The sequence below is a fragment of the Candidatus Palauibacter polyketidifaciens genome (assembly GCF_947581785.1).
Taxonomy (GTDB): domain Bacteria; phylum Gemmatimonadota; class Gemmatimonadetes; order Palauibacterales; family Palauibacteraceae; genus Palauibacter; species Palauibacter polyketidifaciens.
In genome coordinates, this window is record NZ_CANPVO010000040.1 from 37,635 (window position 1) to 60,587 (window position 22,953).

At 68.7% G+C, this 22,953-nt stretch carries 23 protein-coding genes; 6 read left to right on the plus strand and 17 right to left on the minus strand.

Annotation, left to right across the window (positions count from 1 at the left end):
• Positions 1-90 precede the first annotated feature (90 nt).
• Positions 91-1,308, plus strand: a complete 1,218-nt coding sequence (locus RN729_RS11185; protein ID WP_310784802.1) for a DUF3179 domain-containing (seleno)protein — start codon at positions 91-93, stop codon at positions 1,306-1,308.
• 23 nt (positions 1,309-1,331) lie between these two features.
• On the opposite strand, the gene RN729_RS11190 is transcribed toward RN729_RS11185, so the two are convergent.
• From RN729_RS11190 to RN729_RS11205, 4 genes are all read right to left on the minus strand, one after another.
• Positions 1,332-2,531: a hypothetical protein gene (locus RN729_RS11190; RefSeq protein ID WP_310784804.1), complete on the minus strand. Its 1,200-nt coding sequence runs from the start codon at positions 2,529-2,531 to the stop codon at positions 1,332-1,334.
• 26 nt (positions 2,532-2,557) lie between these two features.
• Entirely contained in the window at positions 2,558-2,794 is a 237-nt protein-coding gene (locus RN729_RS11195; RefSeq protein WP_310784805.1) for a hypothetical protein, read from the minus strand.
• A gap of 79 nt (positions 2,795-2,873) precedes the next feature.
• Positions 2,874-5,516: a DUF5916 domain-containing protein gene (locus RN729_RS11200; protein WP_310784924.1), complete on the minus strand. Its 2,643-nt coding sequence runs from the start codon at positions 5,514-5,516 to the stop codon at positions 2,874-2,876.
• A gap of 232 nt (positions 5,517-5,748) precedes the next feature.
• Positions 5,749-6,714 (minus strand): hypothetical protein, encoded by a 966-nt coding sequence (locus tag RN729_RS11205; RefSeq protein WP_310784807.1) that lies wholly within the window; start codon positions 6,712-6,714, stop codon positions 5,749-5,751.
• A 124-nt stretch (positions 6,715-6,838) separates the two neighbouring features.
• Here RN729_RS11205 and RN729_RS11210 point away from each other — a divergent pair, with 124 nt between their 5' ends.
• The 4 genes from RN729_RS11210 (at position 6,839) to RN729_RS11225 (ending at position 12,047) form a co-directional block, all read left to right on the plus strand.
• Positions 6,839-7,126, plus strand: coding sequence for a DUF4342 domain-containing protein (locus RN729_RS11210; protein WP_310784809.1), 288 nt, complete (start codon positions 6,839-6,841; stop codon positions 7,124-7,126).
• A 97-nt stretch (positions 7,127-7,223) separates the two neighbouring features.
• Entirely contained in the window at positions 7,224-7,667 is a 444-nt protein-coding gene (locus RN729_RS11215; RefSeq protein WP_310784812.1) for a hypothetical protein, read from the plus strand.
• Positions 7,652-9,874, plus strand: a complete 2,223-nt coding sequence (locus tag RN729_RS11220; protein WP_310784814.1) for a TonB-dependent receptor — start codon at positions 7,652-7,654, stop codon at positions 9,872-9,874. Before RN729_RS11215 ends, RN729_RS11220 begins: the two co-directional genes overlap by 16 nt.
• A gap of 7 nt (positions 9,875-9,881) precedes the next feature.
• A complete protein-coding gene (locus tag RN729_RS11225) occupies positions 9,882-12,047 on the plus strand; it encodes a PQQ-dependent dehydrogenase, methanol/ethanol family (RefSeq protein ID WP_310784816.1) in 2,166 nt (721 codons plus the stop codon).
• Positions 12,048-12,060: 13 nt separating this feature from the next.
• Here RN729_RS11225 and RN729_RS11230 read toward each other — a convergent pair whose 3' ends face one another.
• The 10 genes from RN729_RS11230 to RN729_RS11275 all read right to left on the minus strand — a co-directional run bounded on the left by RN729_RS11230 (position 12,061) and on the right by RN729_RS11275 (position 19,157).
• The gene (locus tag RN729_RS11230; protein WP_310784818.1) at positions 12,061-12,477 is read right to left on the minus strand and encodes a hypothetical protein; all 417 of its coding nucleotides are present in this window, start codon (positions 12,475-12,477) and stop codon (positions 12,061-12,063) included.
• 93 nt (positions 12,478-12,570) lie between these two features.
• Complete coding sequence (locus RN729_RS11235) at positions 12,571-13,239, minus strand: zf-TFIIB domain-containing protein (RefSeq protein ID WP_310784820.1); 669 nt, start codon at positions 13,237-13,239, stop codon at positions 12,571-12,573.
• Between the two features lie 16 nt (positions 13,240-13,255).
• On the minus strand, positions 13,256-13,708 hold the full coding sequence (locus RN729_RS11240; RefSeq protein ID WP_310784822.1) for a hypothetical protein: 453 nt from the start codon (positions 13,706-13,708) through the stop codon (positions 13,256-13,258).
• 21 nt (positions 13,709-13,729) lie between these two features.
• Positions 13,730-15,247: a sodium:solute symporter family protein gene (locus RN729_RS11245; protein ID WP_310784824.1), complete on the minus strand. Its 1,518-nt coding sequence runs from the start codon at positions 15,245-15,247 to the stop codon at positions 13,730-13,732.
• Between the two features lies 1 nt (position 15,248).
• Positions 15,249-15,473, minus strand: a complete 225-nt coding sequence (locus RN729_RS11250; RefSeq protein WP_310784826.1) for a hypothetical protein — start codon at positions 15,471-15,473, stop codon at positions 15,249-15,251.
• Positions 15,474-15,573: 100 nt separating this feature from the next.
• Entirely contained in the window at positions 15,574-16,719 is a 1,146-nt protein-coding gene (locus tag RN729_RS11255) for a hypothetical protein (RefSeq protein WP_310784828.1), read from the minus strand.
• A gap of 19 nt (positions 16,720-16,738) precedes the next feature.
• A complete protein-coding gene (locus tag RN729_RS11260; RefSeq protein WP_310784830.1) occupies positions 16,739-16,984 on the minus strand; it encodes a hypothetical protein in 246 nt (81 codons plus the stop codon).
• A gap of 79 nt (positions 16,985-17,063) precedes the next feature.
• Positions 17,064-18,386 carry an amidohydrolase family protein gene (locus RN729_RS11265; RefSeq protein ID WP_310784832.1) on the minus strand — a complete coding sequence of 441 codons (1,323 nt, stop codon included), beginning with the start codon at positions 18,384-18,386 and terminating at the stop codon, positions 17,064-17,066.
• 2 nt (positions 18,387-18,388) lie between these two features.
• A complete protein-coding gene (locus tag RN729_RS11270) occupies positions 18,389-18,802 on the minus strand; it encodes a HEPN domain-containing protein (RefSeq protein ID WP_310784833.1) in 414 nt (137 codons plus the stop codon).
• Positions 18,789-19,157, minus strand: a complete 369-nt coding sequence (locus RN729_RS11275) for a nucleotidyltransferase domain-containing protein (RefSeq protein ID WP_310784834.1) — start codon at positions 19,155-19,157, stop codon at positions 18,789-18,791. Before RN729_RS11275 ends, RN729_RS11270 begins: the two co-directional genes overlap by 14 nt.
• A 182-nt stretch (positions 19,158-19,339) precedes the next feature.
• Between RN729_RS11275 and RN729_RS11280 the strand changes: the two genes are divergently transcribed.
• Complete coding sequence (locus tag RN729_RS11280) at positions 19,340-19,903, plus strand: nuclear transport factor 2 family protein (protein WP_310784835.1); 564 nt, start codon at positions 19,340-19,342, stop codon at positions 19,901-19,903.
• On the opposite strand, the gene RN729_RS11285 is transcribed toward RN729_RS11280, so the two are convergent.
• Genes RN729_RS11285 through RN729_RS11295 form a run of 3 tightly spaced genes read right to left on the minus strand, consistent with a single transcriptional unit; the run spans position 19,900 to position 22,849 of the window.
• The gene (locus RN729_RS11285; RefSeq protein WP_310784837.1) at positions 19,900-20,679 is read right to left on the minus strand and encodes an ABC transporter ATP-binding protein; all 780 of its coding nucleotides are present in this window, start codon (positions 20,677-20,679) and stop codon (positions 19,900-19,902) included. The two genes, RN729_RS11280 and RN729_RS11285, sit on opposite strands and share 4 nt — an antisense overlap.
• Positions 20,679-21,704: an iron chelate uptake ABC transporter family permease subunit gene (locus RN729_RS11290; RefSeq protein ID WP_310784839.1), complete on the minus strand. Its 1,026-nt coding sequence runs from the start codon at positions 21,702-21,704 to the stop codon at positions 20,679-20,681. Before RN729_RS11290 ends, RN729_RS11285 begins: the two co-directional genes overlap by 1 nt.
• Positions 21,704-22,849: an ABC transporter substrate-binding protein gene (locus tag RN729_RS11295; RefSeq protein WP_310784841.1), complete on the minus strand. Its 1,146-nt coding sequence runs from the start codon at positions 22,847-22,849 to the stop codon at positions 21,704-21,706. The genes RN729_RS11290 and RN729_RS11295 overlap by 1 nt, the downstream gene beginning before the upstream one ends.
• Between the last annotated feature and the right edge of the window lie 104 nt (positions 22,850-22,953).

Consider the following 22,953-nt stretch of genomic DNA (forward strand, 5'->3'; position numbering starts at 1 on the left):
GGGCACTCTCGCGTCCGACGGTGACGGAGCATGACAGGTGCGAGGCACCGGATGAGTCCAGCCAGGAGTCGTGTCGCCCGAGGGGTCGGCTTGCGCCGTCGTCTGCTCCGAATCGCCTTGGTGCCGTATGTGGCGGGGCTCGCCGCCTGCACCGGCGAGGGCTTTGGGCCGCCGCCCCCGTTCTCTGATTGCTCGCTTCCGCTCATGAACTTCACGGACGCCGGCGCCGCGCGCTCAAACATTCCGGCGCTCACCAATCCCGACGTCGCCACGCGGCTCATCGCGCCCCACGTCGGTTACGTCAATCGCGGCGACCTCGTGATCGGGCTCGAATTCAACGGCCAGCCTCTCGCGATACCCCTGAAGCTCCTCTGGTATCACGAGGTTCTGAACCTGCAGGCCGACGTCGACCCGACCGTCCCGAATGCGACGGGAGAACGGCTCACGATCACCTATTCGCCGCTCACCGGGTCTGTCCGGGTCTTTGATCCCGCGGCGACCGACACGCCGGACTTCGCGGTGTCCAACTACGTCCTCGACAACAATCTCGTGATGGACGATGGTTCCGGGACGCTCTACCCCCAGTTGACGCGATCCGCCACCTGCGGCCCGCAGGACGGCGTCAACCTGAAGCGCGTACCGTACGAACTCATGGTGTACGGGGCCTGGCTCCAGGTCTTTCAGGACACCTGGATCGCAACGCGCGTGACGGGGCACGACTTCCTCTACACGCTCTACCCGTACGGGAACTACCGGGACCCGGACAACGCATCGCTCTTCTATCCGACGTCCGCCCCCATCGACCTGCGGCGAAAGCCCAAGGAGCGCGTGGTCGGGGTCCCGTCGGGGACCGGCGGCTACGCGTTCGCCATCTCGGACCTGCGAGAGGTGGCCGCACAGGACCAGGAGGGGCAGAATTTCACCGTCTGGGCCGCGAGTGCCCGCGTCGGGGGCGAGCCCGTGGTCGCGTTCTGGAACTCCGTCGCGCAGAGTGCGCGAGTCTACCACGCCCGTGCCAACGGCCGGTCGCTCACGTTCGAGGTCGTCGAAGGTCGCCGGCAGGACGTGGAAACGGGGAGCGTGTGGAACTTCGGCGGCGAGGCCGTGGCGGGCCCGCTCGACGGAGAGAGACTCGAGCCTCACCCCGAGGCGTACCACGCCTTCTGGTTCGCCTGGGCCGCGTTCCAGCCGGACACAGAGCTGTGGGAGCCCCCGGTTCCCCTCACCCGCTCGGCAGACTTCGTGCCGACGGATGACGCGACGCTGCTACCGTCCGATCCGGACCTGGTGAGACGGCGTCCGCGCTGAGCTGCGGCACCGCCCCGCTGGCGTCAGCGCGTCCCGGGCACCGCGGGCATCGGGTATTTCTCGAGCCAGGCGAAACCGAATTCGTCGCTTCGGACCAGGTAGGCGCTTTCCGCTCCGAAGGTGACGAGCCGTCGCTCCTCGGGCAGTTCCACCTGGGCGACTCGCTGCCCGCCCGCGTCGAACACATCGTACAGGTGCGCTTCCCCCGCCGGCACATGGCGCCGGACCCACGCCCGACCTTCCGCATCGACCGCGACCGCGCCGGCGGGAATGACCGGCTTCTCGTCGGGCCACTCGAAGTCCGAGCGATCCGCGTTGCTCGAGCCTGAAGGCGCGCGGCTCATGGACATCCGCATCCCGCTTCCATCGTCCGTGGCCTCGACACGCAGCCCGCCTCCGAGCTGGTCGAGCCACTCGTCCTGGTCCGCCCGCCGCACCCGCACCGGTTCGTACGGGATCCCGGGTCCCCGCGTGACCCCGCCCGCGCGATCCAGCCACTCCAGTCGGTAGCCGTCCGCGCGCGCGACCGCTACCCGGCCGTCCCAGGCCACGTTCCACGCGTCCTGATTGGAGAACGGCACTGGCCGGATGTTCACGCTGCGGTTGTTGGCGTCCCCCGACTCCACGCGCGTCTGTTCCGCAAGCCGGACCCGTCCGACCTCGGAGGTCTCGCCCGTCGCCGGATCGAAGCGCGCCACGGCCGCGGAGTCGGATATGCCCGCCATCCCGTCGAGTCGCTGCTGGAAGTAGATCCCGCCTTCGCGGTCGGTCCCTACCGGAATCATCATCGTCATCCCGGCATTCGGGCCTCCACGGGCGATGGGCCACGTCTCGCCGAAGCCGAGGTCCGCTTCGATGCGGGTGAGCCGCGCGTTGCCGAGATCGATGAGGAGCGTCGCGCCGTCCGGAAGGGGGAAGAGACCGTCCGGCGTCCGATACTCCGCCGGCCCCTGGCCCGTGTTCGTCAGCGTGTCCGCACCGCCCCCGGGCTTCCACGCGATGACCGCGGCGCCGAAACCGTCGGCTATGAGGACGCGGCCGTCGTCAAGTTCGCGCACGCCACGCATGGAACCCAGGCCGTCCTCGAAGGCCGCGGTCGCCATCCCGAACGAAACCCGCGGCGCCTCCTGTGCCTCCGCCGTGAGAAAGGCCGTTGGCAACAGCGTCGTCGCGGCCACCAGCCCGACGCGGATCGCCCCGGATTTCCGTGCCGTGTTCATCATCGAATTCCCGCCACTCCTCTCACCAGTTACCAGTTCTCTTCGGGCTCGTCCCACGTCTGGGCCCAGAATTCGTCCTCCTCGGCCCTCGCCAGCTCGAGATCCACCGGTTCGACATCCTCCGCGTCCACGCGGCCCACGGTCTCGATGCGCTGCACGATCTCGTCCGTCACGCCGGGGCGCGTCCGGCGGCGCAACTGGCTCCGGCGTCTCCAGCCGGCCACCGCCACCAGCACCGCAAGCGCCACGAAAATGTAACCGGTCACCGCTTCCCACTGTTCTCGACGGCCGGCGGACAGAGGCGGGGGCCGCGTTGCCCCCGCCACCGGCTGTGTACGAGCTACACTAGAGCCCCAGCCAGTGCTCGAACTTGACGAGGAAGATATTGGTGGACGGAATACGCGCGAGGTCCGTCAGATCGTCGCCGAGGCGGAACGCACCGTCGTTGCGGAAGGACTGCTGGTCGCGGCTCCAGACGAGGAACACGGTCGATCCGGGCCGATACTGCCAGCGCAAGACCAGGTTGGAGCGGAACGACTTCACGTTGAAGTCGGGATCCGCGAAGCCGAAGTCCGGCTTCCCGTCCCGGTCGGCGTCGACCTGGTAGAGTCCGAAGCCGTTCGCCTCCAGCCGCCGGATCTCGTTCTCCCCGTACGTCCGGAAGCGGTCGGCGAAATCGGAAGCCCGCGGATCATCGACCTCCATGAAACGGTCGTAGCTCCCCGCGCTCACGAAGGGCTGGGCGTAGAACTGAAGGGAAAGATCCGGGCTGAACGTGTAGTTCAGGCGCGTCGTGATCGAGACCGTCTGCTGGCTCAGACGCGCGAACACGTAGTGCGTCCCGTCGGAGGCGTCGGGGCGCGAGACGAACTGCCACGCCCGATCGTTCCACTGCAGGCTCGGGCCGAAGTTGAGCTGGAGACGGCTCGACGGCTGGAGCGTCACGTTCGGCGACAGGCCCAGGCGGCGGGTCGCGGTGCGGTACTCTCCTCCCGCGTTGAAGACGGCTCCGAGCCGCACCGGCTTCCGGGAGTCCGTGAACACGCCGCCCCAGCTGCTCCACTGGCTCGGCTGGTAGAGCGTGGGCCCTCCGCGCAGCGCCGTCGTGGCGAGTCCCGCCCACTCCTGGTTGAAACCGGCGAAACCGCGCCAGAAGTTCTTGAACTGGAAGTTCCCGTTCACGTTGCCGCCCGTGAACTGCCGTTCCCCGTTGAACGTCCAGCCGGACCACGTCGCCGCGTTCACGCCCCAGTTCCGAAACGGACCCTGCGGCCGGAACTGCTCGTAGTTCACCCAGACCGCCCCGACCCGGTAATCCGCGTTCTGCTGGAATCCCAGGTCATTCGATTCGAAGCCGGGCGAGCGGTTCTCGCCGAACAGTCCGTAGCGCCAGTTCCCGCCTCCCACCTTCGAGAAACTGATCGTCGACGTGCTGCCCGACAGACGCGTGCGGGTGGGGTCCAGTCCGTGCCTGGAGTCCGGGCTCTGGAAGTAGTGGACGGAGGAACGCTGGATGCGCGCGATCGCCTCCGGGCTCCCGCTCACCGTGCTCCCGATCACGTGACCGTCGATCTGATAGTTCCCGTTCCCGAACCGATGCCGAAAGTCGATCCCTCCGGTGTACGCCTCGTCCGCAAGGAAGGCGAGCGTCCCTCCGGCGCCGAGGCGCCGGTTCGTGGCGGTGCCGATGACGCCGACGGCGCTCTCTCCGTCGCGGAAGTCCTTGATGACCCGCGCCACGGCGTAGTTGGTCATCGGCTCCACGGGTTGCGCGCCGGATGTGCCCCCGGGCGAAACGAAGTGTGCGTTCTCACTCGAAGTCAGGGCATCGAGGAACCCGATCGACCAGCCGTCCGCCGTCTTCCCGGACAGCTTCGCCGCTCCGAGAATGCTCGTCGCCTCCGGCACGTCGCGGTATTCCGCCGGGCCCGTCACGGACCCCTGGGGCGTACGCCCGATCCGGCGGCTGTAGAAGAGCGACTCGTTGTTGTCGCCGCCTCCGCCGAAGGAAAAACCGAAGATGTCCGATCCCTCTTGGAAGAACGGCCGCTTCTCGGGGAAGAACGTCTCGAACGCCGTGAGGTTTACGACGGACGGATCCGCTTCGACCTGCCCGAAATCGGGGTTCACGGTGACGTCGAGCGTGAGATTCTCCGTGATCCCGTACTTCAGGTCGCCGCCCACCGTCTGGCGCAAGTCCGTGGCCGCGTAGAACGGATTATCCGCAGTGCCCGGCGCCCGCGTGGCCGACGAGAGGACGTAGGGCCGTACCTCCAGATTGCGGCGCGGCCGGAGGCCCTGGAGGTCGCGCAGCGTGCCGAAGGCGGACACGACCCGCGAACGATCCTCCGGCAGGGGCGACCAAACGCTCGACTCCTCGAGGCGGGCGATCTCGCGCACGAAGTTGATGCCCCACGTGCTTCCGGAACCGTCGTCCGATGAGCTGGCGAACCGGAGTTGCGAGAGGGGGATCCGCAGTTCGGCGGTCCAGCCCGTTTCGTCGGAGCCCGTCGCGCTCTCCCACACCGCGTCCCAATCGCCGTCCTCCTGCGTGTCGGAGAACATCAGCGCGTCGCTCTGGACGCCCGCCACGCTGACGGAGAAGCGGAACGCCGTGCGGTGATCGAAGTAGCTGTCGAACGCCACGGAAAAGGCGTCCGTCGTCACCTCCTCATCGCGGCGCGCGAGCCGGCGGATAATCCCGTCGGGATCGCGGTCGTACATCCGCGCGCCGATGTAGACGGCGTCGTCCGTATAGAGAACCCGGACCTCGGTGCGCTCGCTCGCCGGCTCGCCCGGGTCGGGCTGAAACTGAACGAAGTCGGTGGCAACCGGCGCGCCGTTCCACGCAGCTTCGACCAGCCGTCCGTCGATCTGCGGCGCTTCCGTCGCGCGGACGGCCCGGAGCGCCGGGGCCGCGGCGGCCCGCGCGTTTGTCTCGCCGCCGATCGCGGAGTCCTGCGCCGCAAGCGGCGTGGCCAGGCCCATCAGCAGCACGAACGCCGCCCACCGGCGCAACGGGGCGGCGGAATCTATCAAGAACGAGGAAAACCCCAACGTAACCTTCCTTAAGCAGCCCGAACTTCAAACCCTGCGAAGTAGGACGCGTCGAGCCGTCGAAAGGTTGCGGTCCGTACCTGGCCCGCACCCCCCGGCCGCCGCGTCAATGGCGGGAACGAGGCCGGCGCAAGAAAAGTTGCAGCGGGGTCAGCCGTCCGGGTCAGCCGTCCGGGTCGGCTTCCAGGCGGGCGATCTCCGCTTCGGACGCGATGTAGCCGAACCCCGCCCAGCCGGAACCCTCGAGAATGAGGCGGTACATCTCCGCCGCCTGCGCCTCGCGGCCGTTGTAGAGGTGCCAGGTCGCGATGCCGTACGCGACCGCCACGCCCGCCGGATCTCCGCTCTCGGGATCCCACAGTTCGTCGGCATCGAGCTCCCCCCGGTACATGAGGAGGAGCCGGTGATAGCTGGTGTTCTCGATGACATCGAGATCCGCCGTCACCGGTTCGAGGACGGCCGCCGCCTCCGCGTCGCGGCCCAGACGCCGGAGCGCCATGTACCACCAGTGCGAGATGGCCACGAGCTGGTCGGGGTTCGTCGTCACGGCCATGTAGGCCTCGTACGACGGCAGCGCTCCCTCGAAATCCCCTTTCAGATAGCGGGCCAGCGCCAGGTGGTAGTGGATGTTCGACTGCAGCGTGCTCGTCGGGATGCCGCGCGCGTTGGGCTGGCCATCCGGCTCGACCTCGTCCTCCTCGCCTCGCACGAGGCCGGCAGCGTGAGAAAGGTCCTCGATGGCGCGGTCGAACTCGCGCACGCTGATCCAGCGGTGCCCTCGATGACGGTACATCCGCGCGTCATCCGGGTGCTTCCCGATCCCCTCCGAGAAGATCTCGATCGCGTCGCGAAACGCCCCCGTGTACCCGACGCGCCGCCCGAGCCAGATGATCGCGTCCGCATCGTCCGGATCCGCGTCGTAGTCCGCGCGCGCGACTTCGATGTCTTGCGCCTGCTCCGCCGAAGCGGGGGAAGGATAGAGAGGTTCGCCGAGGAGGGAGATCGCCTCCGCCCCCTCCGGCAGTCCAGCTCCGGTGGCGGACGTTTGCGCCTCCTCCGCCGCCTCCCCGCAGGCCGCAACGCCGAGCGCCAGCACGAGGGCGCGCAGTTCCAGTCGGTAGCGTGTCATCGTTTTCCTCGGAAGAGGGATTTCCGCGCGGCTCGCAAAACCCGGGCCGGATTGCGAGCGTACAGCGGACTGTCAGGATCCAACATCAAGCCGGACTCGCGGGCGCGCCGCAAGGGAGGTGGACATGACCGAGGAACACCGAGTGCCGGGCGAGAACCTCGTGCGGAAGATCAAGGAGATCATCCGGGAGGGGAACGTCCGCCGCATCACGATCCGGAACGAAGACGGCAAGGAACTCATCGAGGTGCCGCTCTCCATCGGCGTCGTAGGGACGTTGATGCTGCCCGCCTGGGCGGCGATCGGCGCCATCGCCGCGCTCGTCACGAACTGCTCCATCGTCGTGGAACGCGAAGAACCCGAAGGAGAAACGAACTCCGCCCCGGTGCCCGCCGATGGCGAAGATGGCCGATAGAGCGGAGCATCGGTCTCGGCAACGCCGAACCGGACGACTATCTTGAAGGAAGCGGCGTCTTCGCAGGGACGCCGCATCCGAAACTGACGGAGGTTACATGAAGAAGCACTTGCTCAGATTGTGCGCGCCGCTGGTCGTCGCGGCCCTTGTCGCGGGCTGTGGCGGCGGCGACACCGTGGACCCGGAGCCGCCCCCCGCCGCGGGACCGCCGGACCTCTCCGGCACGTATAGCCTCGTATCCCTGACCCAGGGTGGGGCTACAGTCGGTCCGCCGATCGCCTCAGGAACTTTCACGCTCTCGCAGACCTCGTCCTCCGGCGACACTGCATCGGGCACGATGACCTATGAAGTCTCGGTACCTGCCGCGGGGATCATGCTTCAGGACCAGGGCACGTTCACCATCCGTACCGACGGCACCTGGCAGCAGAGCGGTACCGAAGTGCAGGCTCTGGGTACGTACACGTTGGCGGGCAACGTCCTCACCGTGATCGTAACGGAGCCGCTCGCCGCCGTCTCGACTACAGTTTGGCAGCGGCAGTAGAGGTCGGGATCCGACGACGTCTCACGGCAGGCGCCGCGCTCGTCTTCTTCTACATGCGCGCGGCGCTCGCCTCCTTCTACGCGCGGGCGGCGCTTGCCTCCTTCTACGCGAGCGCTCCGCTCGCCGCCCAGGCCCAGGACGCCATCGTCCGCGGCCGCGTTCTGGACGCGGAGACGGGCGCGCCCCTCGCCGGGGCCACCGTGCTCATCCGCGACACCCCGCTGAGCGCGACGACGCGGCCCGATGGCGGCTTCGGCATCGCCTCTCCCGCCAACGGGACCTTCACCCTCGTCGTCGTGGCGGACGGCTTTCGCGTCGCCGAACGCGAACTTCAGACCGGTCGGTCGGGCGAACTCAGTATCCTGCTCGAGCGCCGGCTGTTCGACGTTCCCGAGTTGACCGTGACGGCGAGCCGCTCCGCCGTCCGGACCGGCGAGGCTCCCGTGAGCGTCGCCGTGATGAGCGGCGACGAACTCGGCAACCGCGACGCCGTGACCCTCGACGAGGCGCTCCCCTTCGCGCAGGGCGTGATCTTCAATTCCGGCCAGATGGACATCCGCGGCGCCACCGGCCTGGCGCGGGGCGTCGGCAGCCGCGTTCTCATGCTCCTCGATGGCCACCGCGTGCTCTCCGGCGTGGGCGCGTCCATCGATTTCAGCGGCCTACCCGTGCTGGACGTGGACCAGATCGAGATCGTAAAAGGCCCTCATTCCACCCTGTGGGGGACGAACGCGCTGGGCGGCGTCGTGAACGTGATCACGAAACGCCCGCCGGCGGAGCCCGAGACCATCGTCCGCGGCTACGTGGGACTCTTCGACACGCCGGCCCGCCATTCGTTCACGGACGAGCGCCTGAGCAGGGAAGGGCTCGCCCTCCAACATTCGCGCCGCATCGGCGATGTCGGTACCACCCTCTACCTGGCCCGGGAGGAATCGGACGGGTTCCGGCAGAACGGCGCGCTGGAGCGCTGGCGGATGCGGCTCAAGACCGTCTTCCCGGCGGAATCCGCCAATCCGTGGGAGATCTTCGTCAACTGGACGGGAAAGGAAGAGGAGGAGTTCTTCACCTGGCTGTCGCCGGACCGGCCGCTGGAGGTCGACCCGGCCGAACTCGGCGACTGGATTCGCTCGGACGACCTCGTCTTCGGCATGACGGCCAATCCGATCGTCACGCCGAAACACCGCGTGCAGGTGCGCCCGCACATCTACCACGCGCGGAACCAGAACCATTTCCACGACAACGAGGACTACCACCGCTCGACGCGCCTCGGCACCGATGTCCAGTGGTCTCTCTTCCCCAACCGTTCGCACGCGCTGACGATCGGGGCGGAAGGCGCTTTCACCGGCGTGAACTCGAATTTCCTGGAGCCATCGCCCGACGTGACGGACCTCGCGCTGTTCGCTCAGGATGAGATCACGTTCTCGGACCGGGTTCGCGGCTCGGTGGGCCTCCGACTCGACTACCACAACGCCTCGGCGGCAAAGGAGGACCGCTTCCTCAATCCGAAACTCGGGATCGTCTACGAGGCGAGCGACCGGTTGAGCCTTCGAGGGTCCCTCAGCCGCGGATACCGGGCGCCGAGCGTGTCCGAGCAGTTCACCTCGACGACCCAGTTCGGCTTTCGAGTCATCCCCAATCTCGAACTGCGGGGAGAATCCGCCTGGGCCCGCGAGGTCGGGGCGACCGTGCACGTGAGCGATCGCGTCTGGCTGGACGCCGGACTCTTCTGGAGCGACTACACGGATCTCATCGAACCGTCGCCAGCGCCCAACAACGTGTTCGTGTTTCAGTTCCGCAACGTCGCCGAAGCCATGGTGCGGGGCGTCGACGCGGGTCTGCGGATCGGCGTGATCCCGACCCGTCTGGACCTCAACGCGAACTACACCTTCCTCGATACGAGGGACGACCGGACCGGGCGCTCGCTCCCCTACCGTTCGCGCCACAACTTCACGGCGACGGCGTCCGGGTTGAGAGGTATGGTCGCGGTCGACTTCCGGCACCGGAGCCGCGTGGAGCAGGTGCTCGCCTTCCCGCTCGACGAGCGCAGCGCCATCAACCTCGTCGACCTGCGCGTGCGCACGCGGATTCTCGGGACCCGCGTGCAGGCGAAGATCGAGAACCTGTTCCAGACGACCTACGTGGACGTGCAGGAGCGGAGTCCGGGACCCACCCGAAGCTTCCGCCTCACCGTAACTCCTCGTTTCTAGACGGCTTGTGGCCCGCGGAGATCCGGGCGCCCGCCCGCTGGCCGGCGCGCTTCTTGTCTCCTGCGCGCTGGCGGCCTGCGAACCGTCCCCGCGGCGCGACGCGGCCGGCGCCGTCACCCGGGACCGTCTGCTGGCGACGGACACGGTCGCCGCGGAGTGGCTGACCTCCGGCCGGGATTTCGGGGAAACCCGGTACTCCCCGCTCGGGCGCATTCACGTCATGAACGCGGCCGCCGTGGGTCTCGCCTGGGAGTACCCGTGGCGGTCCCACGTCGGCTCAGTCCACTGGGGACTCGAGGCCACTCCCGTGGTCGTCGACGGCGTGATGTACTCGCCCGGCCCCTGGGGAAGCGTCGCGGCGCTCGACGCGGCGACGGGAGAACCGGTGTGGCGCTACGACCCGCAGGTCGACCCGAGCACCACGCGAAAGGGCTGCTGCGGCCCGGTCAACCGCGGACTCGAGGTGTGGGAGGGACACGTCTACATCGGCACCTTCGATGGCTGGCTGGTGGCGCTCGACGCGGCGACGGGCGAGGAGGTCTGGCGCGCCGACACCTTCATTGACCGGTCCCTCTCCTACACGAGCACCGGCTCGCCGCAGATCGCCGGCGACGTCGTCGTCCTCGGCAACGCCGGCGGCGACTTCGGCGTGCGCGGTTACATCACGGCGTACGACCTCGAGACCGGCGAGGAGGCGTGGCGCTTCTTCACCGTTCCCGGCGATCCGGCGGCCGGCTTCGAGCACCCGGAGATGGAGGCAGCCGCCGCCACGTGGGACCCGGACTCGGCCTGGGAGGGCGGACTCGGGGGCACCGTATGGGGGGAGATGGCGTACGACCCCGTCCTCGATCTCCTCTACGTGGGGACGGGGAACGCCTACCCGTACCCGATCTGGCACCGGAGCCCGTCGGGGGGCGACAACCTCTACCTCGTCTCCATCCTCGCCATCGACCCGAAGACGGGCCGCCTCGCCTGGCACTACCAGACGGTGCCGGGCGAGATCTGGGACTACACCGCCACGCAGAACCTCATCCTGAGCACGGTTACCATCGACGGCCGGCCGCGCGATGTCCTGCTCCAGGCCCCCAAGAACGGCTTCTTCTACGTGCTCGACCGCGCCACGGGCGAACTGCTGCGGGCGGAGAACTTCGTGACCGTCACCTGGGCACAGGGGATCGATCTCGAGACGGGGCGGCCGATCCCGAACCCCGCCGCTGACTATCGCGACGAACCGCGCGTCGTCTTCCCCTCCTCCGCGGGCGGCCACAACTGGCAGCCGATGTCCTTCAACCCCGAAACGGGCATCGCCTACATCCCGGCCCGCGAACAGGCCATGCTGTGGCGTTCGCTGGACGAGTTCGACCATCGCCCGGAGGTGGCGTATGAAGGCTTCGCCGCCTCCTGGCCTCCCTTTCCGGAGGAGTTCGCGCACCTCGCCGAGGGTCTCCCCGACATCGGCCCGAACGAGTTTCTCCTCGCGTGGGACCCCGTCGCGGGGCGCGAGTTGTGGCGGGTTCCGCGCGGCAGCATGTGGAATGGGGGCACGCTGGTGACGGGCGGAAACCTCGTCGTCCAGGGGACGGCGTCGGGCACGCTCGACTTCCACCAGGCGGACACCGGCGCGCGCATCCACAGCATCCATCTCGGCACAGGTGTGATGGCGGGGCCCATGACGTACGAGGTCGACGGCGTGCAGTACATCGCGGTCATGGCGGGCTACGGCGGGCCGAGGGGCTCCGCCTACCCGCTGGGCTCGGCGGCGTACGACTACGATAGCGCGGGGCGGCTGCTCGTCTTCAGGCTCGATGGCCGGGAGGTGCCGCTACCACCCGCGCAGATCGTGCAGACCACGCCGGAACCGCCGGATGTCGCGCTCGACGCGGCCAGGGTGCGGCGCGGGGCGGAACTCTTCGGGGTCCACTGCGGCATCTGTCACCGGGCCTCTGATGAACACCTCTCCGCCTATCCCGACCTGCGCCGCATGGATGGCGGCGCGTGGGAGAGCTTCGACGCCGTCGTGCTCGGCGGAGCGCTCGCCGTGAACGGCATGGCCGGCTTCGGCGACCTTCTCTCGATGGAGGACGTCACCGCGATTCGGCACTACCTCACGAGCGAGCAGCGGCGCCTGTGGGAGGCGGAGTCGGCCGCCGATCCCGTCCCGGACGGCCGCTGACGCTCATGCCCCCTCAGTCCCCGGGCGGCTCGGCGGGTCCCTCGGCCATCGCCACGTCGAGTTCGACCGTCCGCTTCAGGTCCCGGTTGATGAAGATCGGAAACGTGTACCCGCCGAACTTCTGAAACGTCAGGTTGTTGATGCCCACGACATGGTTGAAGGTGGCCGCCTTCCCGGGCGGAGCCTGCACGGAAAACCCGCCCGTCACCTTGAACAGTTCTTCGCCGTCCTCGTCCATGCAGCGGATTTCGAGTTCGTGCTGCCGGTCGGTTTCGGAAGGCTCGGCCCGGATCCTGAGCACGAGTTGCATGGACGGGTGGGTCACCGGCATGGCGCCGGCATAGAGCGTGTCGAAGAGGCCCATGAGGTTGAGCTTGCCGTCGCTCGATGTATTGGCGGCGTCGGCCAGTGTGGCCAGCACGATTTCCATTCGTCGGTTCTCCAATAGGAAAAGAAGCGTCTTTGCCTCGAAGCGGACTCGGAGTCTAGCGGACGGAGCGTCGCGGCGAATCCGGGGCGGGAGTCAGCCGAAGATGCCGCCGACGATCTCGAGGATCGCCTCGAACACGCTCGCGGCCGCATCGCCGACGGCGTCGATGGCGGCCGGCGCCGCTTCCGCCGCGGCCGCCACGGCGTGGCCGGTCACATGCGCCCCCACGAAGACGAGATCCGGCGCCCAGAAGAGCGTCTCGAACAGGACGTCGGCGCCGGTGTCCGCGGTGCGCGCGACTGCGCCGTCGCGTCCCCGCCGCGCGACGAGCCGGTCCCGTTCCATCTCCCAGATCGCCTCGAGTTCGTGGTGGTCGAACCAAACGCCCTTGCACCGCTTGCACACATCGAGCGTGAGCGAGGATTGGCGGACCTGCAGCATGCGGGTATCGCAGGCGGGACAGTTCAGGCGGGTCTTCGCCCCGCACGCGGCGCATTTCGGCGCGTCTCGGTCCACGAACGCGCGGCAGGCGTGACACTGGGCCCGGTGCCGCTCGTCGCGCGCCGGGATTTGCGCCCACAGCGACTCGGGCCGCTCGGAACGGAGGCGCTGCACCTCCCCCAACTCGAACCACATGCCGCCGCAACGGGCGCAATGGTCGAGCGTCAGCGGACCGGCGGCGTCTCCGGCCCCGGCCCCGAGCGATGTCTTCTCCATCCTGGTCCCGAGACATACGGGGCACGGCCAGCGCGTCTCGCTCACGGCTGCGGCTCTCCCGTCACGGATCGAGCAGCCCGCGCGCCGATCCCTTCTCCGACAGGTGCCGTACGTCGTGGAAGGTGTACACGAGCAGGCCCGAATCCGTGATCTCAATTTCGGCCATTTCCCGCGCCATCAGTTCGTTGAGGACTTCCTCGGCCGTCGTCGTGGGTACCGCCAGTTCGCCGGCGACCTCGACCGCCGTGAGCCGCCCGCCGTGGCGCCCCGCCATCTTCAGGACCTCGGCCTCGAGGGTGTCGCGGCGGAGTGCCTCCCGCCGGTGTTCGATGCGGCGTCCGAGCCCGAAGTGGCGCGCCACGAGCAGGCCGCCGGCGGCGGCGGGCAGTCCGGCCGCGATGAAGAGCGCGACGAGCGTCCTCAGGGCGAGCGGATCCGCACCCGAACGAAGGAACCCCCAGCCCATGAGCAGCGCCAGCGCCAGGAGAGCGACGCCTCCCAGGAGCCTGCCCACCGCGTCAGCTCCCGGCCACGCTCACGCGGGATCGCCCTCGTGCACGAAGCGCTCCACAACGCCGTGGATCCGCGACACGGTCACGTCGCTCGGCGGCGGCGTGACGCGGCTCACGAACCAGGTCACCAGGAAGTTCACCAGCAGACCCCACACGCCGCCGTGCAGCCCCAGCGGATTCGGGAACAGTACGAGCGTGAAGTAGAGCGTCGCGAGTCCGGCCCCGATCCCCGCGAGCACGCCGGCTCTCGTCGTGATGTGCCGGCCCGGGAAGCAGACGCCGAGGACGGCCGGCATCAACTGCAGCGCGCCGGATCCGGACAGCGCGACGAGCTCAACCAGGTACTCGAACGTGCTCACCGAGAGGACGTATCCGACGAAGAGGAGGGCGACGACGATCAGCCGGCCGATGAGGATGTAGTGGTTCTGGCTCGCGTTCGTGCGGATGTAGCGCTGGTACACGTCGCGGGTGAGCACCGTCATGTTCGCGTGCAGCATCGAATCGAGCGTCGACATCGCCGCCGCCGTCGCCCCGGCCAGGATCGCGCCCGTCAGCCACGCCGGGGCGTAGGCGAACAGCATCTCCGGGAAGATCCGGTCGGCGATCTCGATGTCCGGCATCACCAGTGCCCCGCCCAGCCCCACGAGCGCCGCCGGAATGTAGAGCGTCATCAGGTAGATGGGGGTCGTGGCGCCGAGCCACTTGATCGTGCGCGCGGAGACCGCCGTGTAGTAGCGGATGAAGAGATGCGGCTGGAAGACGATCCCGAACGAGAGGACGATGACCATCCCGAACCACATGCCCGGCGTGAACAGGCCCTCCGGGCCCGGCAAGCTCAGCAGATCGGGCCGCTCGGCGGCCACCCGGCGCCACAGTTCGAGCGGGCCGCCGAACAGTTCGAAGGCGAGCACGAGCGCGCCCGCCCACACGGCGACGTACATCCACACGCCCTGAATCACGTCCGTCCAGTACACCGCGCGCAGGCCGCCGGCGATGAGGTAGCCCGCCGCGACGATGAGAAGAATCAGCGTGCCGAGTTCGAACGAGATCCGGTCGCCCGACGCCACGGAGAGGATGTAGCCCAGCCCCACGGCCTGGACCTGGATGTAGAGGATCGTGAACAGGACGGAGACGATCGCCGCCACGACGCGGACGGCATCCGACTCGTAGAAGTCCGCCAGCAGGTCGGCCGGCGTGATGTAGCCGAACGTCTTGCCCAGCGCCCAGATCCGGCTGCCGAGCACGTAGGTGACGGCCCCCACGAGCACCGTCCACGCGCCCGCGGCCCAGAACCCGATCCCGTGCGTGTAGAAGTAGCCGCCGGAACCGAGGAAGGCGAAGGCGGAATGGTAGGTCGCAACGACCGTAAGGTAGAGGACGATGAACCCCGCCTTGCGTCCGTAGAGGAGGAAGTCCTCCAGGTCCACGGACATGCGCCGGTTCGCGATCGCCCCCAGCACGATCGTGGCCACTAGGTAAACGAAGATGAGACCCGTCGCGACGACCCACGGCTCCATCAAGGCCTCGACGTCCGCAGGCACATCACAGCCCCCGCCTCTGCACCTGGATCAGGACCCCGATGAGGAGGAAGTAGAGGACGAGCAGGTACACGTAGAGGAAGGGCATGCCGCCGATCCACGGCTCGACGCGGTTGCCGATCCAGTACACCAGCGGTGGCTGTGTGAACGCGAACAGGACCAGGAAGAGGACGACGAGCCGGCGGCCCGTCGGCGTGCGCGGCAGAAAGTGCGACCGGAAGCGTGTCATGGCTGCCAACCTATTGGCCGGTCCGCACCGGCGGCCAGCCGTAGCAATCCCTGGAACCCCGCGTCAGCGCCGAGAGCGGCGAAGCGCTCGGCGCCTGGCGTCAGCGGCGGGCGTCCTCGCCCACGATCGTCACGTCGAAGCGGTCGAGGACGAGGTCGATCGGGTTCCCGATCGTGAGCCGGCCGTCGCCGGCGAAGAGCAGCGCGACCGGCTTGCGGTCGTCCGGGCCCGCGTTCCCGTCGCGGTCCAGATCGCGCGCCACGATCAGGGAACCGGAATCGCCGCCCTTGCTGAAGTTGCAGCACACCATGATCTGACCGGTGAAGCGGGCCGCCTGCGACCCGGCCGACCCGTAGGTCACGTTGATCGACGTGTTGACCGCCTCCACCTCCCCGACCGTGAGGCGAGTCGTCCGTCCGTACTTCTGGACCTGCAGCCCCGGCTTTGCCGCCATCGTCGTGCTGCGCGGCGACCCATAGCCCCCCACCGGCGTCTCCGGCAGCACGTCGTCCGTGCGCGCGATCGCCGCATCGATCCGGTTGGACGCGAACGGCGACAGGACCACGGGTTCGAACGCCGTCAGCGTGCCGATCGCGTCCCCGGGATCAGAGCCGCCATCCACGGGGCCCGGCTGCAGGAGAACGTCGCCCACCTGGCCCTCGCCGCCCGGCACGAACACGTGCCAGTTGCTAAGGGCGTACCGGCGGTCGCCATCGGTTACGACGGCGCCGATCGTGCCCGCCGTCGAGCGGGTGTGTCCCGTGGACACGCCCATGGGCACCGGCCGGTCGAAACGTCCCGTGGGGACGGGCCCTTCGTCCGCCGAGACCGGGGCGACGGGCTCCGGCGGCAGAATCCGGAACGGGCCGGCCGGCTCGACGGTGACGGCGAAGAGACCGAGTGCCTCCGGGATGCCCTCGAAACCACGGGGTCCCGGCGAGGCGCCGGGGTCGACGAAGACCTTGATCGTCGGCGTTCCGGCGTCCGTGAAGCCGATCCCCACGCCGACCACGCCCGGCACGGCGAAGAGCATCGATTCGTTGTCGCTCTGAACCTGCATGGCGGCAGTCAGCAACTCCTGAGCCGAGGCGCCCGGGGGAAGCAGCGGCGGCCGCGTCGGGAGCGGCGGCGGAGGCAGCGTCGGGGGCCGCGTCGGCCAGGACGTCAGCGTCCAGTGGATGCCGACCCCGACGCAAGTCACGGCCGCGATGGCGACCGCAAGGACGAGGTTCCGGCGCGGTGTCATCGCCTGTCCTCCGCGTCCCTCACGCGCTGCCGGCCGATGAGTCGGCCGGTCCGTTGCCCTGCGCCCGGAACGGCCCTCCGCCGACCACCCGCACCGGGTGTCCATCGTAACGGTCGGGGATCGATTTCCGGGATGAGGACCCGGAGAGGTAAACCTTCAGGCACGGGTCCCCGTTTTCGGCCCCGATGCCCACGGCGGACACGTCCCTGCGCGAAAGCAGCTTCTCGGCGAGTCGCTGCTGTGCATCTTCGATCGAGCGTTTCATGCGCCTCCTTACGAGAGTCCCGCTCTCCAGGTGTCGGCGTGGCCGCGAACCGTTGTGCTGTCGGCGAAGGATCGCCGCTTCACGGCGTCCCCGCGAGCGGCCGGTGTCGGTAAACCACTCCGGCCCGCATCACGAGCACGACATGCTCGAGGGCGCCGATATCCGCTGTCGGATCTCCCGCTACGGCGATCACATCGGCCTCGAACCCCGGCGCCAGCGTGCCCACCGTCTCCTCGAGTTCGAGCGAAGCCGCCGCCAGGCTCGTGGCCGACACGATGGCCTCCATCGGGTCCTGTCCGCCCTCACGCACTCTGTACACCAGTTCCGTCCAATTGCGCCCGTGCGCTCCGGCCACGGCGTCGGTCCCGAACACGATATCGAGCCCCTCGACGTCGAGAGCCTCGCGGAAGGCGGCGAGCGCGACCGGCACCGCCGCGCGCATCTGACGAAATCCGTCTTCCGTGTAGTTCCCGACGCCGAGGTAGCGGTCCTGGTTTACGAAGTAGTTCTCGAAGATCAGGTGGGTGTGCGGATCGTAGTAGAGTTGCCGTTCGGCGAGCAGTTCGAGCGTCTCGCGGTCGAGGAGGGCGCCGTGCTCGATCTGCCGGCAGCCGGCGAGGGCGGAGCGCCGCGCGCTCTCGGGGCCGTGAGCGTGGACCACGGCGCGCAGGCCCCGCTCGCGCGCCCGGCCGCAGGCGGCGTCGAGCTGCTCCTGGCTCAGCGTAGGGGTGCCGCCGACCCTGATGCTGGCGGACGCGAAGATCTTGATCACGTCCGCTCCCGCCGCCGCCAGTTCGTCCACGCGCGCGCGGATCTCCTCCGGTCCGCCGCTCCCGAGCGTGATGGGCTCGATCGACGTGAGGATCCGCGGTCCCGGCAGCGAGCCGCGCGCGATCGCGTCCCGGACCGGCACGTCCTCCGGTCCGCCCAGGCTCTGCACGGTCGTGACGCCGCTCGCGAGCATGTTCCAGGCGTTCTCGGCCGCGTAAAGCACGCGGTCTTCCGCCGTGTTCGTCGACGCCGCGCTGCTCAGCCGTCCTGTCGCCGCGTCGAAGTGCCAACCGAGGTGGACGTGCGTGTCGATGAGCCCCGGCAGCACAGTCGCCCCCGGCAGTCGGTATACGACGGCGCCCTGCGTGGCCCCCGCCTCGGCGATGGCTTCGATCCGTCCGTCCCGCACCACGAGTTCCCTGCCCGTGAGCGCGGCGCCGCGCCCGTCCAGGATCCGATCCGCCCGGATCACGACGGCGGCGTCCGGACCTGCGGGGTGCAAATCCGATGCGTCCCGCCCCCCGTCCGTCGCGCACCCGCCCGCCGCCGGCATCAATGAGATCGAGACGGCGGCGACGAGGATCGTCACGGCCCTGCGGCGTCGCGTCGGTACGATCGCGCGGCGCGGCATGGCTAGGGCCCGGCGTCGGCGCCGTGCAACAACTTCGCGGCCCAGTTCACGACGGTCTCGGCAATCTCCACAGCTTCGAGGTATTGCGCCTCCGAGACAGGCACGCCCGGACCCGGATAGCGAGTCGCGACGGCATAGGGAGTGAGGCGTCCGACGCGGCGAAGGTCCGCCGGAATCGGTTCTCCGTGCGACTCGAGGATATGGAGCAGGTGCGCCAGATCATGCACATAGGGGAACTCGACGTCGCGCGATAGCAGCACGCCCTTCAGCGCCTTCTCCGCTGCCTGCTGCGCGTCGAAGCAGAGGTCCTCCAGGTAGATGCCGGCGAGGCGGTTCCCGGCCCGGGTCAGATTGCTCCGTGCGCGGCTGAGCCATTCGCGCGGGTCAGTGGATGGATGACGCTCAGGCTGCGTCATAGACCACCCGGCCTTCCCGCAGCGCCGGCTTGATGACGAACGCGTGCACATCCCGATAGCGTTCGACATCGCCGGGGGTTACGACGACGACATCGACCGCGGCCGCGACGCCGTAAAGTTCCTCGTAGATATCCCCCATCACATCCCAGTTGTTTTCACACTGCTTGATGACGAGAAGGTCGACATCGCTGTGCGGGCCCATCTCACCGCGGGCGGCGGAGCCGAAGAGTATGACTTTCTCCGGTTGAGAGGCGACGACGATTCGCTGGACGATCTCGTCCAGCGTCGCGTCATCGAGCGAACGCCCGCCGTTCCGCGGCGCGCGCGCCGCCTTCGCCTTCAACCCCCCGCTCATGGATCGAACGTATTCGGATTCGATCGGACCGGCGATGGCCATACCGGGCCGGGGAAGTCGGCAGTGCATTGGAAGCAGGGGCAGTTTGCCTCAGCCGCAGGTGTCGGACATGGTAGGTGAGAAGCGAGAGTTGTAGCGCCCCGCGCCCGTCGGATCACCGAATGCTCGACCCGGAGGCACCCATGACGAACACGCTTGCCCGGCCACGCCGTTTCCATGCGCGATTCGCTCTCCCGGTGATGTGCGCCGCGGCGTGGTCCACATTCAACATCGGGTCGGCGCTCATGGCCGTATCGCTCTCCGCACAGGATGCCGCCGGTGGGCAGGATGATGCGCGGGGCGAGGTCTCCGCGGTCCTCGACGCGCTCCACGCGGCCGCCTCGGAGGCCAACTTCGACCGCTACTTCAGCCTCTACGCCGGCGAGGCCGTCTTCCTCGGCACCGACGCGACCGAGCGCTGGACACGCGAGGAGTTCATGGACTACACGAGGGCGCGCTTCGACACGGGCACGGGCTGGACCTACCACATGATCGAGCGCCACATCGCGATCGCGCCCGGCGGGCGCACCGCGTGGTTCGACGAGCGCCTCGAAAACGCCAACCTCGGTGAAACGCGCGGCAGCGGCGTGCTGGTGATGGAAGATGGGGGTTGGAAGATCGCTCAGTACAACCTCACGATCCCGATACCCAACGAGATGGCCCGCGAGGTCGCCCAGCGGATCCGGGCGCTGCCGGGCGGCGGCTAAGCCGACCCGGTCGTCCTGACCTCGAAGCGGCCATCTCCCGGGGAGAACCGGATCGCGTCGGTGTCGAAAGCGTCGCCGAGCGCGCCGCTGCGGCTCAGCGCGTCGGGCGTACCGACCGAAAAGCCGCCCTCGCCGTCGAGCAGCCAAACGCTGTCGGCGAGCTGAAGCGACAGGTCGAGGTCGTGGCTCGACAGCAGGACGATCTGCCCCTTCTCTCTGGCCTGGGAACGCAGGAGGGCCATGATCTCGACGCGGCTCGGCAGATCGAGGAAGGCCGTGATCTCGTCGAGCACCATGAGCCGCGGGGTCTGTGCGAGCGCCCGCGCAATCATCACGCGCTGTCGCTCGCCGTCGCTCAGATCGCTGAAGAAGCGCCGCAGGAACGGCTCGACGTCCGTGACTGCGACGGCGGCGGCGATCGCGTTCCTGTCGTCGTCCGCCAGTCCGCCCTGCCAGCGCGTGAAAGGCTGCCGGGCGAGCGCGATGACGTCGTCCACGCGGAGACCCGGATTGAACCGTCGCTCGGTCAGCACCACGGCGATGCGGCGCGCGCGCGTCGCCGGCCGCATGGCCGCAATGTCTTCGCCGTCGAGCTGTGCGGTTCCGTCGAGCGACGCTTGCAGCCCCGCGATCGTGCGCATGAGCGTCGATTTCCCGGAACCGTTGCGGCCGAGGATGCAGACGAAGTCACCGGGAGCGGCCGAGAGATCGATCCCGGAGAGGACGAAGGCCCCCGCGTTGCGGTAGCCCACGGCGAGCGACCGCAGATCCAGCATCAGCGCCACTGCCTCACGGCCGGCGAGAAAATCAGGATGAGAATCACGACCGGAGCGCCGACGATGGCGAGGATCGCGTTCAGGTGCAGGAAGTGCTGTTCCCACGGCGCATGGATGATGGCGTCGCCGGCGAGGGCAAGCAGCGCGCCGCCGAGTCCGGCGAGTGGAAGGAGCGGGAGGATCCGCGCCGTTCCGGCCAGTGCCCGGGCGAAGTGGGGCGCGATGAGGCCGACGAAGCTCACCGGCCCGCAGAAGGCCACCACGGGCGCCACGAGGAGAACGGTTGCCGCGAGAACGGCATGTCGTAACGACGTCACCTTGACGCCGAGGCTGCGGGCGTAGGTCTCGCCGAGAAGCAGCGAGCTGAGCGGCTTGGCCGTCGCGACGGCGGCACTGATACCGATGACGATCGGCAGCGCGAGCCACGGCAGCGCTTCGGGCGCGACGCCGGCAAAGCTCGCATCCTGCCACCCGCCATAAACGCGACCGCCGGCGCGGGCCGCGAAGTGAAGCAGAACGCTCGTGAGGCCCTGGGACGTGAAACCGAGCATGAGGCCAATGACGAGCAGCGTGATGGCGCCGACGCGGCGGCCGATGGCAAGCATGACGAACGCCGCGATCGCGACCCCCGTGGCGGCCGCGAGCGTGATGCTGGGGCCCTCGAAGAAGGTGAGGAACGACACGGCTGCGGGACCCGCGAACGCCGCCGCGGTCACGGTGAGGGCGACCCCGAGCTGGCCGCCCGCGAGGAGGCCGAGGGACCACGCGTCGGCGACCGGATTCCGGAAGAGGGCCTGCATCAGCACGCCCGCCATGCCGAGCGCGCCGCCGGCGATGATCGCGGCGACGACCCTCGGGAGGCGAATATCGAGGACGATCTGCCGAGCGAGGTCGGTCGACTGCGTCCCCGTCAGCGCGCCGAGCGTGTCAGCCAGGGGAAGCGCGATCTGCCCATAGGTCAGCGTCAGCAGGGAGAGTGCGGCGAGCGCGGCGAGGAGAGCGGCGGAACTGGTGTGGCGTCGCATCACTCGTGCTGACCCGCGCCGGCATGGTCTGCCTGCCACGTTTCCGGTGCGAGGTAGCGCCACTCCCCGTCGCGCAGGGCCGGGTGCAGCATCTTCACGATGTCGGCCAGGTGCCAGTCCGGCCGGATGGTCCCCATCTCCCACAGCTCCCACGAATCGGCGGTGGGATGGGGTTTGCCCGGCTCCCAGAACACGCAGCCCTCCCGGTACGCTTTGAAACGCGCCAGCACGTCCTGATCGTCGAAAACTCCGGACAGCGGGTCGCGGATCATCCAGCAATCGGCGCCCGTTGCATCCCGCAGGAGCCGTTCCGTCGAGAGGTCTGAAAAGGTGTCGAGCTGGGGATCGTCCTCGGCGCCGAGCACAAGTTCCGCGTTCGCGTCGCGAATGAGGGCCGCGTCGGCGTTGCGCTGCGTGACGGCCCAGCGATTGCCGGCGCTCCTGTACCAGGCCCAGAGCACCGACCGGCGCGGCTGCGTTCGAGCGAGTGATGTCAGACGGTCGATCTCCTCCGAGACCAACTGAACGAACGCATCGGCTTCCGCCTCCTTCCCGGTCAGCAGGCCCATCAAGCGAACCCACTCGACGCGGCCCATGTAGTGCGGCTCGGCATCGATGAAGGTCGGCACGACCGGAATGCCGAGCGACTCGACGCGTTCCATGTGTTGGGTGTGCGTGAGGTCGGCCATGCGCGCGATCAGCACGTCGGGCTGGGCCGCCACCAGCGCGTCGAGCGTCGGCGGCATGTGCCAGCCGTAGCCGATCTGCTGGATCTCACCCGCGCGTGCTTTGCGGCGCAGGTCATCGTGGTAGCTGTTGTGCCCGCCGACGGCGACGATCCGGTCCTCGACCCCGAGTACGCGCAGCATGGCCTCTTGGGGTTGCTCGTTGACGGCGATCCGCCGGACGGGCGTTCGGATCAGCGACGCGCCCGTCAGATCCCCCGTCAGGGCGGGCGGCTCCAGGCCCCTCGGGACGAGCACGAGCCGGGCGCGCTGCGGCGGCCCGCCAGCCGAGCCGCCCCAGGTGACGACGGACGCTTCGATGTCGACGATCCGATAACCGTCCCGTTCGACGACGCTGAAGGTCTCCGCAAACGGCGTTTCCAGCGGATCTCCGTCGACGGTTCCCGGATCGTAAGACACGCCGGACGCGCACGCGGCGAAGCCGACGGACAGAAGGAGGGCCGTCAGGCGAAAGGTGGCGGGAATCCTCGGAGGGCCTCGCATCGGAGCGAGAACGTCGCGAA

Coding starts and splice junctions, on each gene's coding strand:
- RN729_RS11200 (WP_310784924.1), bottom strand. CDS start 5,516: ATGGGCCTGGCCACGCCGCTTGCGGCGCAGGACTCCGCGATCGGCGGC.
- RN729_RS11265 (WP_310784832.1), bottom strand. CDS start 18,386: ATGCCGCGCCGCGCGATCGTACCGACGCGACGCCGCAGGGCCGTGACG.
- RN729_RS11285 (WP_310784837.1), bottom strand. CDS start 20,679: ATGCTGGATCTGCGGTCGCTCGCCGTGGGCTACCGCAACGCGGGGGCC.
- RN729_RS11190 (WP_310784804.1), bottom strand. CDS start 2,531: ATGATGAACACGGCACGGAAATCCGGGGCGATCCGCGTCGGGCTGGTG.
- RN729_RS11210 (WP_310784809.1), top strand. CDS start 6,839: ATGACCGAGGAACACCGAGTGCCGGGCGAGAACCTCGTGCGGAAGATC.
- RN729_RS11260 (WP_310784830.1), bottom strand. CDS start 16,984: ATGAAACGCTCGATCGAAGATGCACAGCAGCGACTCGCCGAGAAGCTG.
- RN729_RS11215 (WP_310784812.1), top strand. CDS start 7,224: ATGAAGAAGCACTTGCTCAGATTGTGCGCGCCGCTGGTCGTCGCGGCC.
- RN729_RS11255 (WP_310784828.1), bottom strand. CDS start 16,719: ATGACACCGCGCCGGAACCTCGTCCTTGCGGTCGCCATCGCGGCCGTG.
- RN729_RS11230 (WP_310784818.1), bottom strand. CDS start 12,477: ATGGAAATCGTGCTGGCCACACTGGCCGACGCCGCCAATACATCGAGC.
- RN729_RS11270 (WP_310784833.1), bottom strand. CDS start 18,802: ATGACGCAGCCTGAGCGTCATCCATCCACTGACCCGCGCGAATGGCTC.
- RN729_RS11290 (WP_310784839.1), bottom strand. CDS start 21,704: ATGCGACGCCACACCAGTTCCGCCGCTCTCCTCGCCGCGCTCGCCGCA.
- RN729_RS11275 (WP_310784834.1), bottom strand. CDS start 19,157: ATGAGCGGGGGGTTGAAGGCGAAGGCGGCGCGCGCGCCGCGGAACGGC.
- RN729_RS11280 (WP_310784835.1), top strand. CDS start 19,340: ATGACGAACACGCTTGCCCGGCCACGCCGTTTCCATGCGCGATTCGCT.
- RN729_RS11250 (WP_310784826.1), bottom strand. CDS start 15,473: ATGACACGCTTCCGGTCGCACTTTCTGCCGCGCACGCCGACGGGCCGC.
- RN729_RS11205 (WP_310784807.1), bottom strand. CDS start 6,714: ATGACACGCTACCGACTGGAACTGCGCGCCCTCGTGCTGGCGCTCGGC.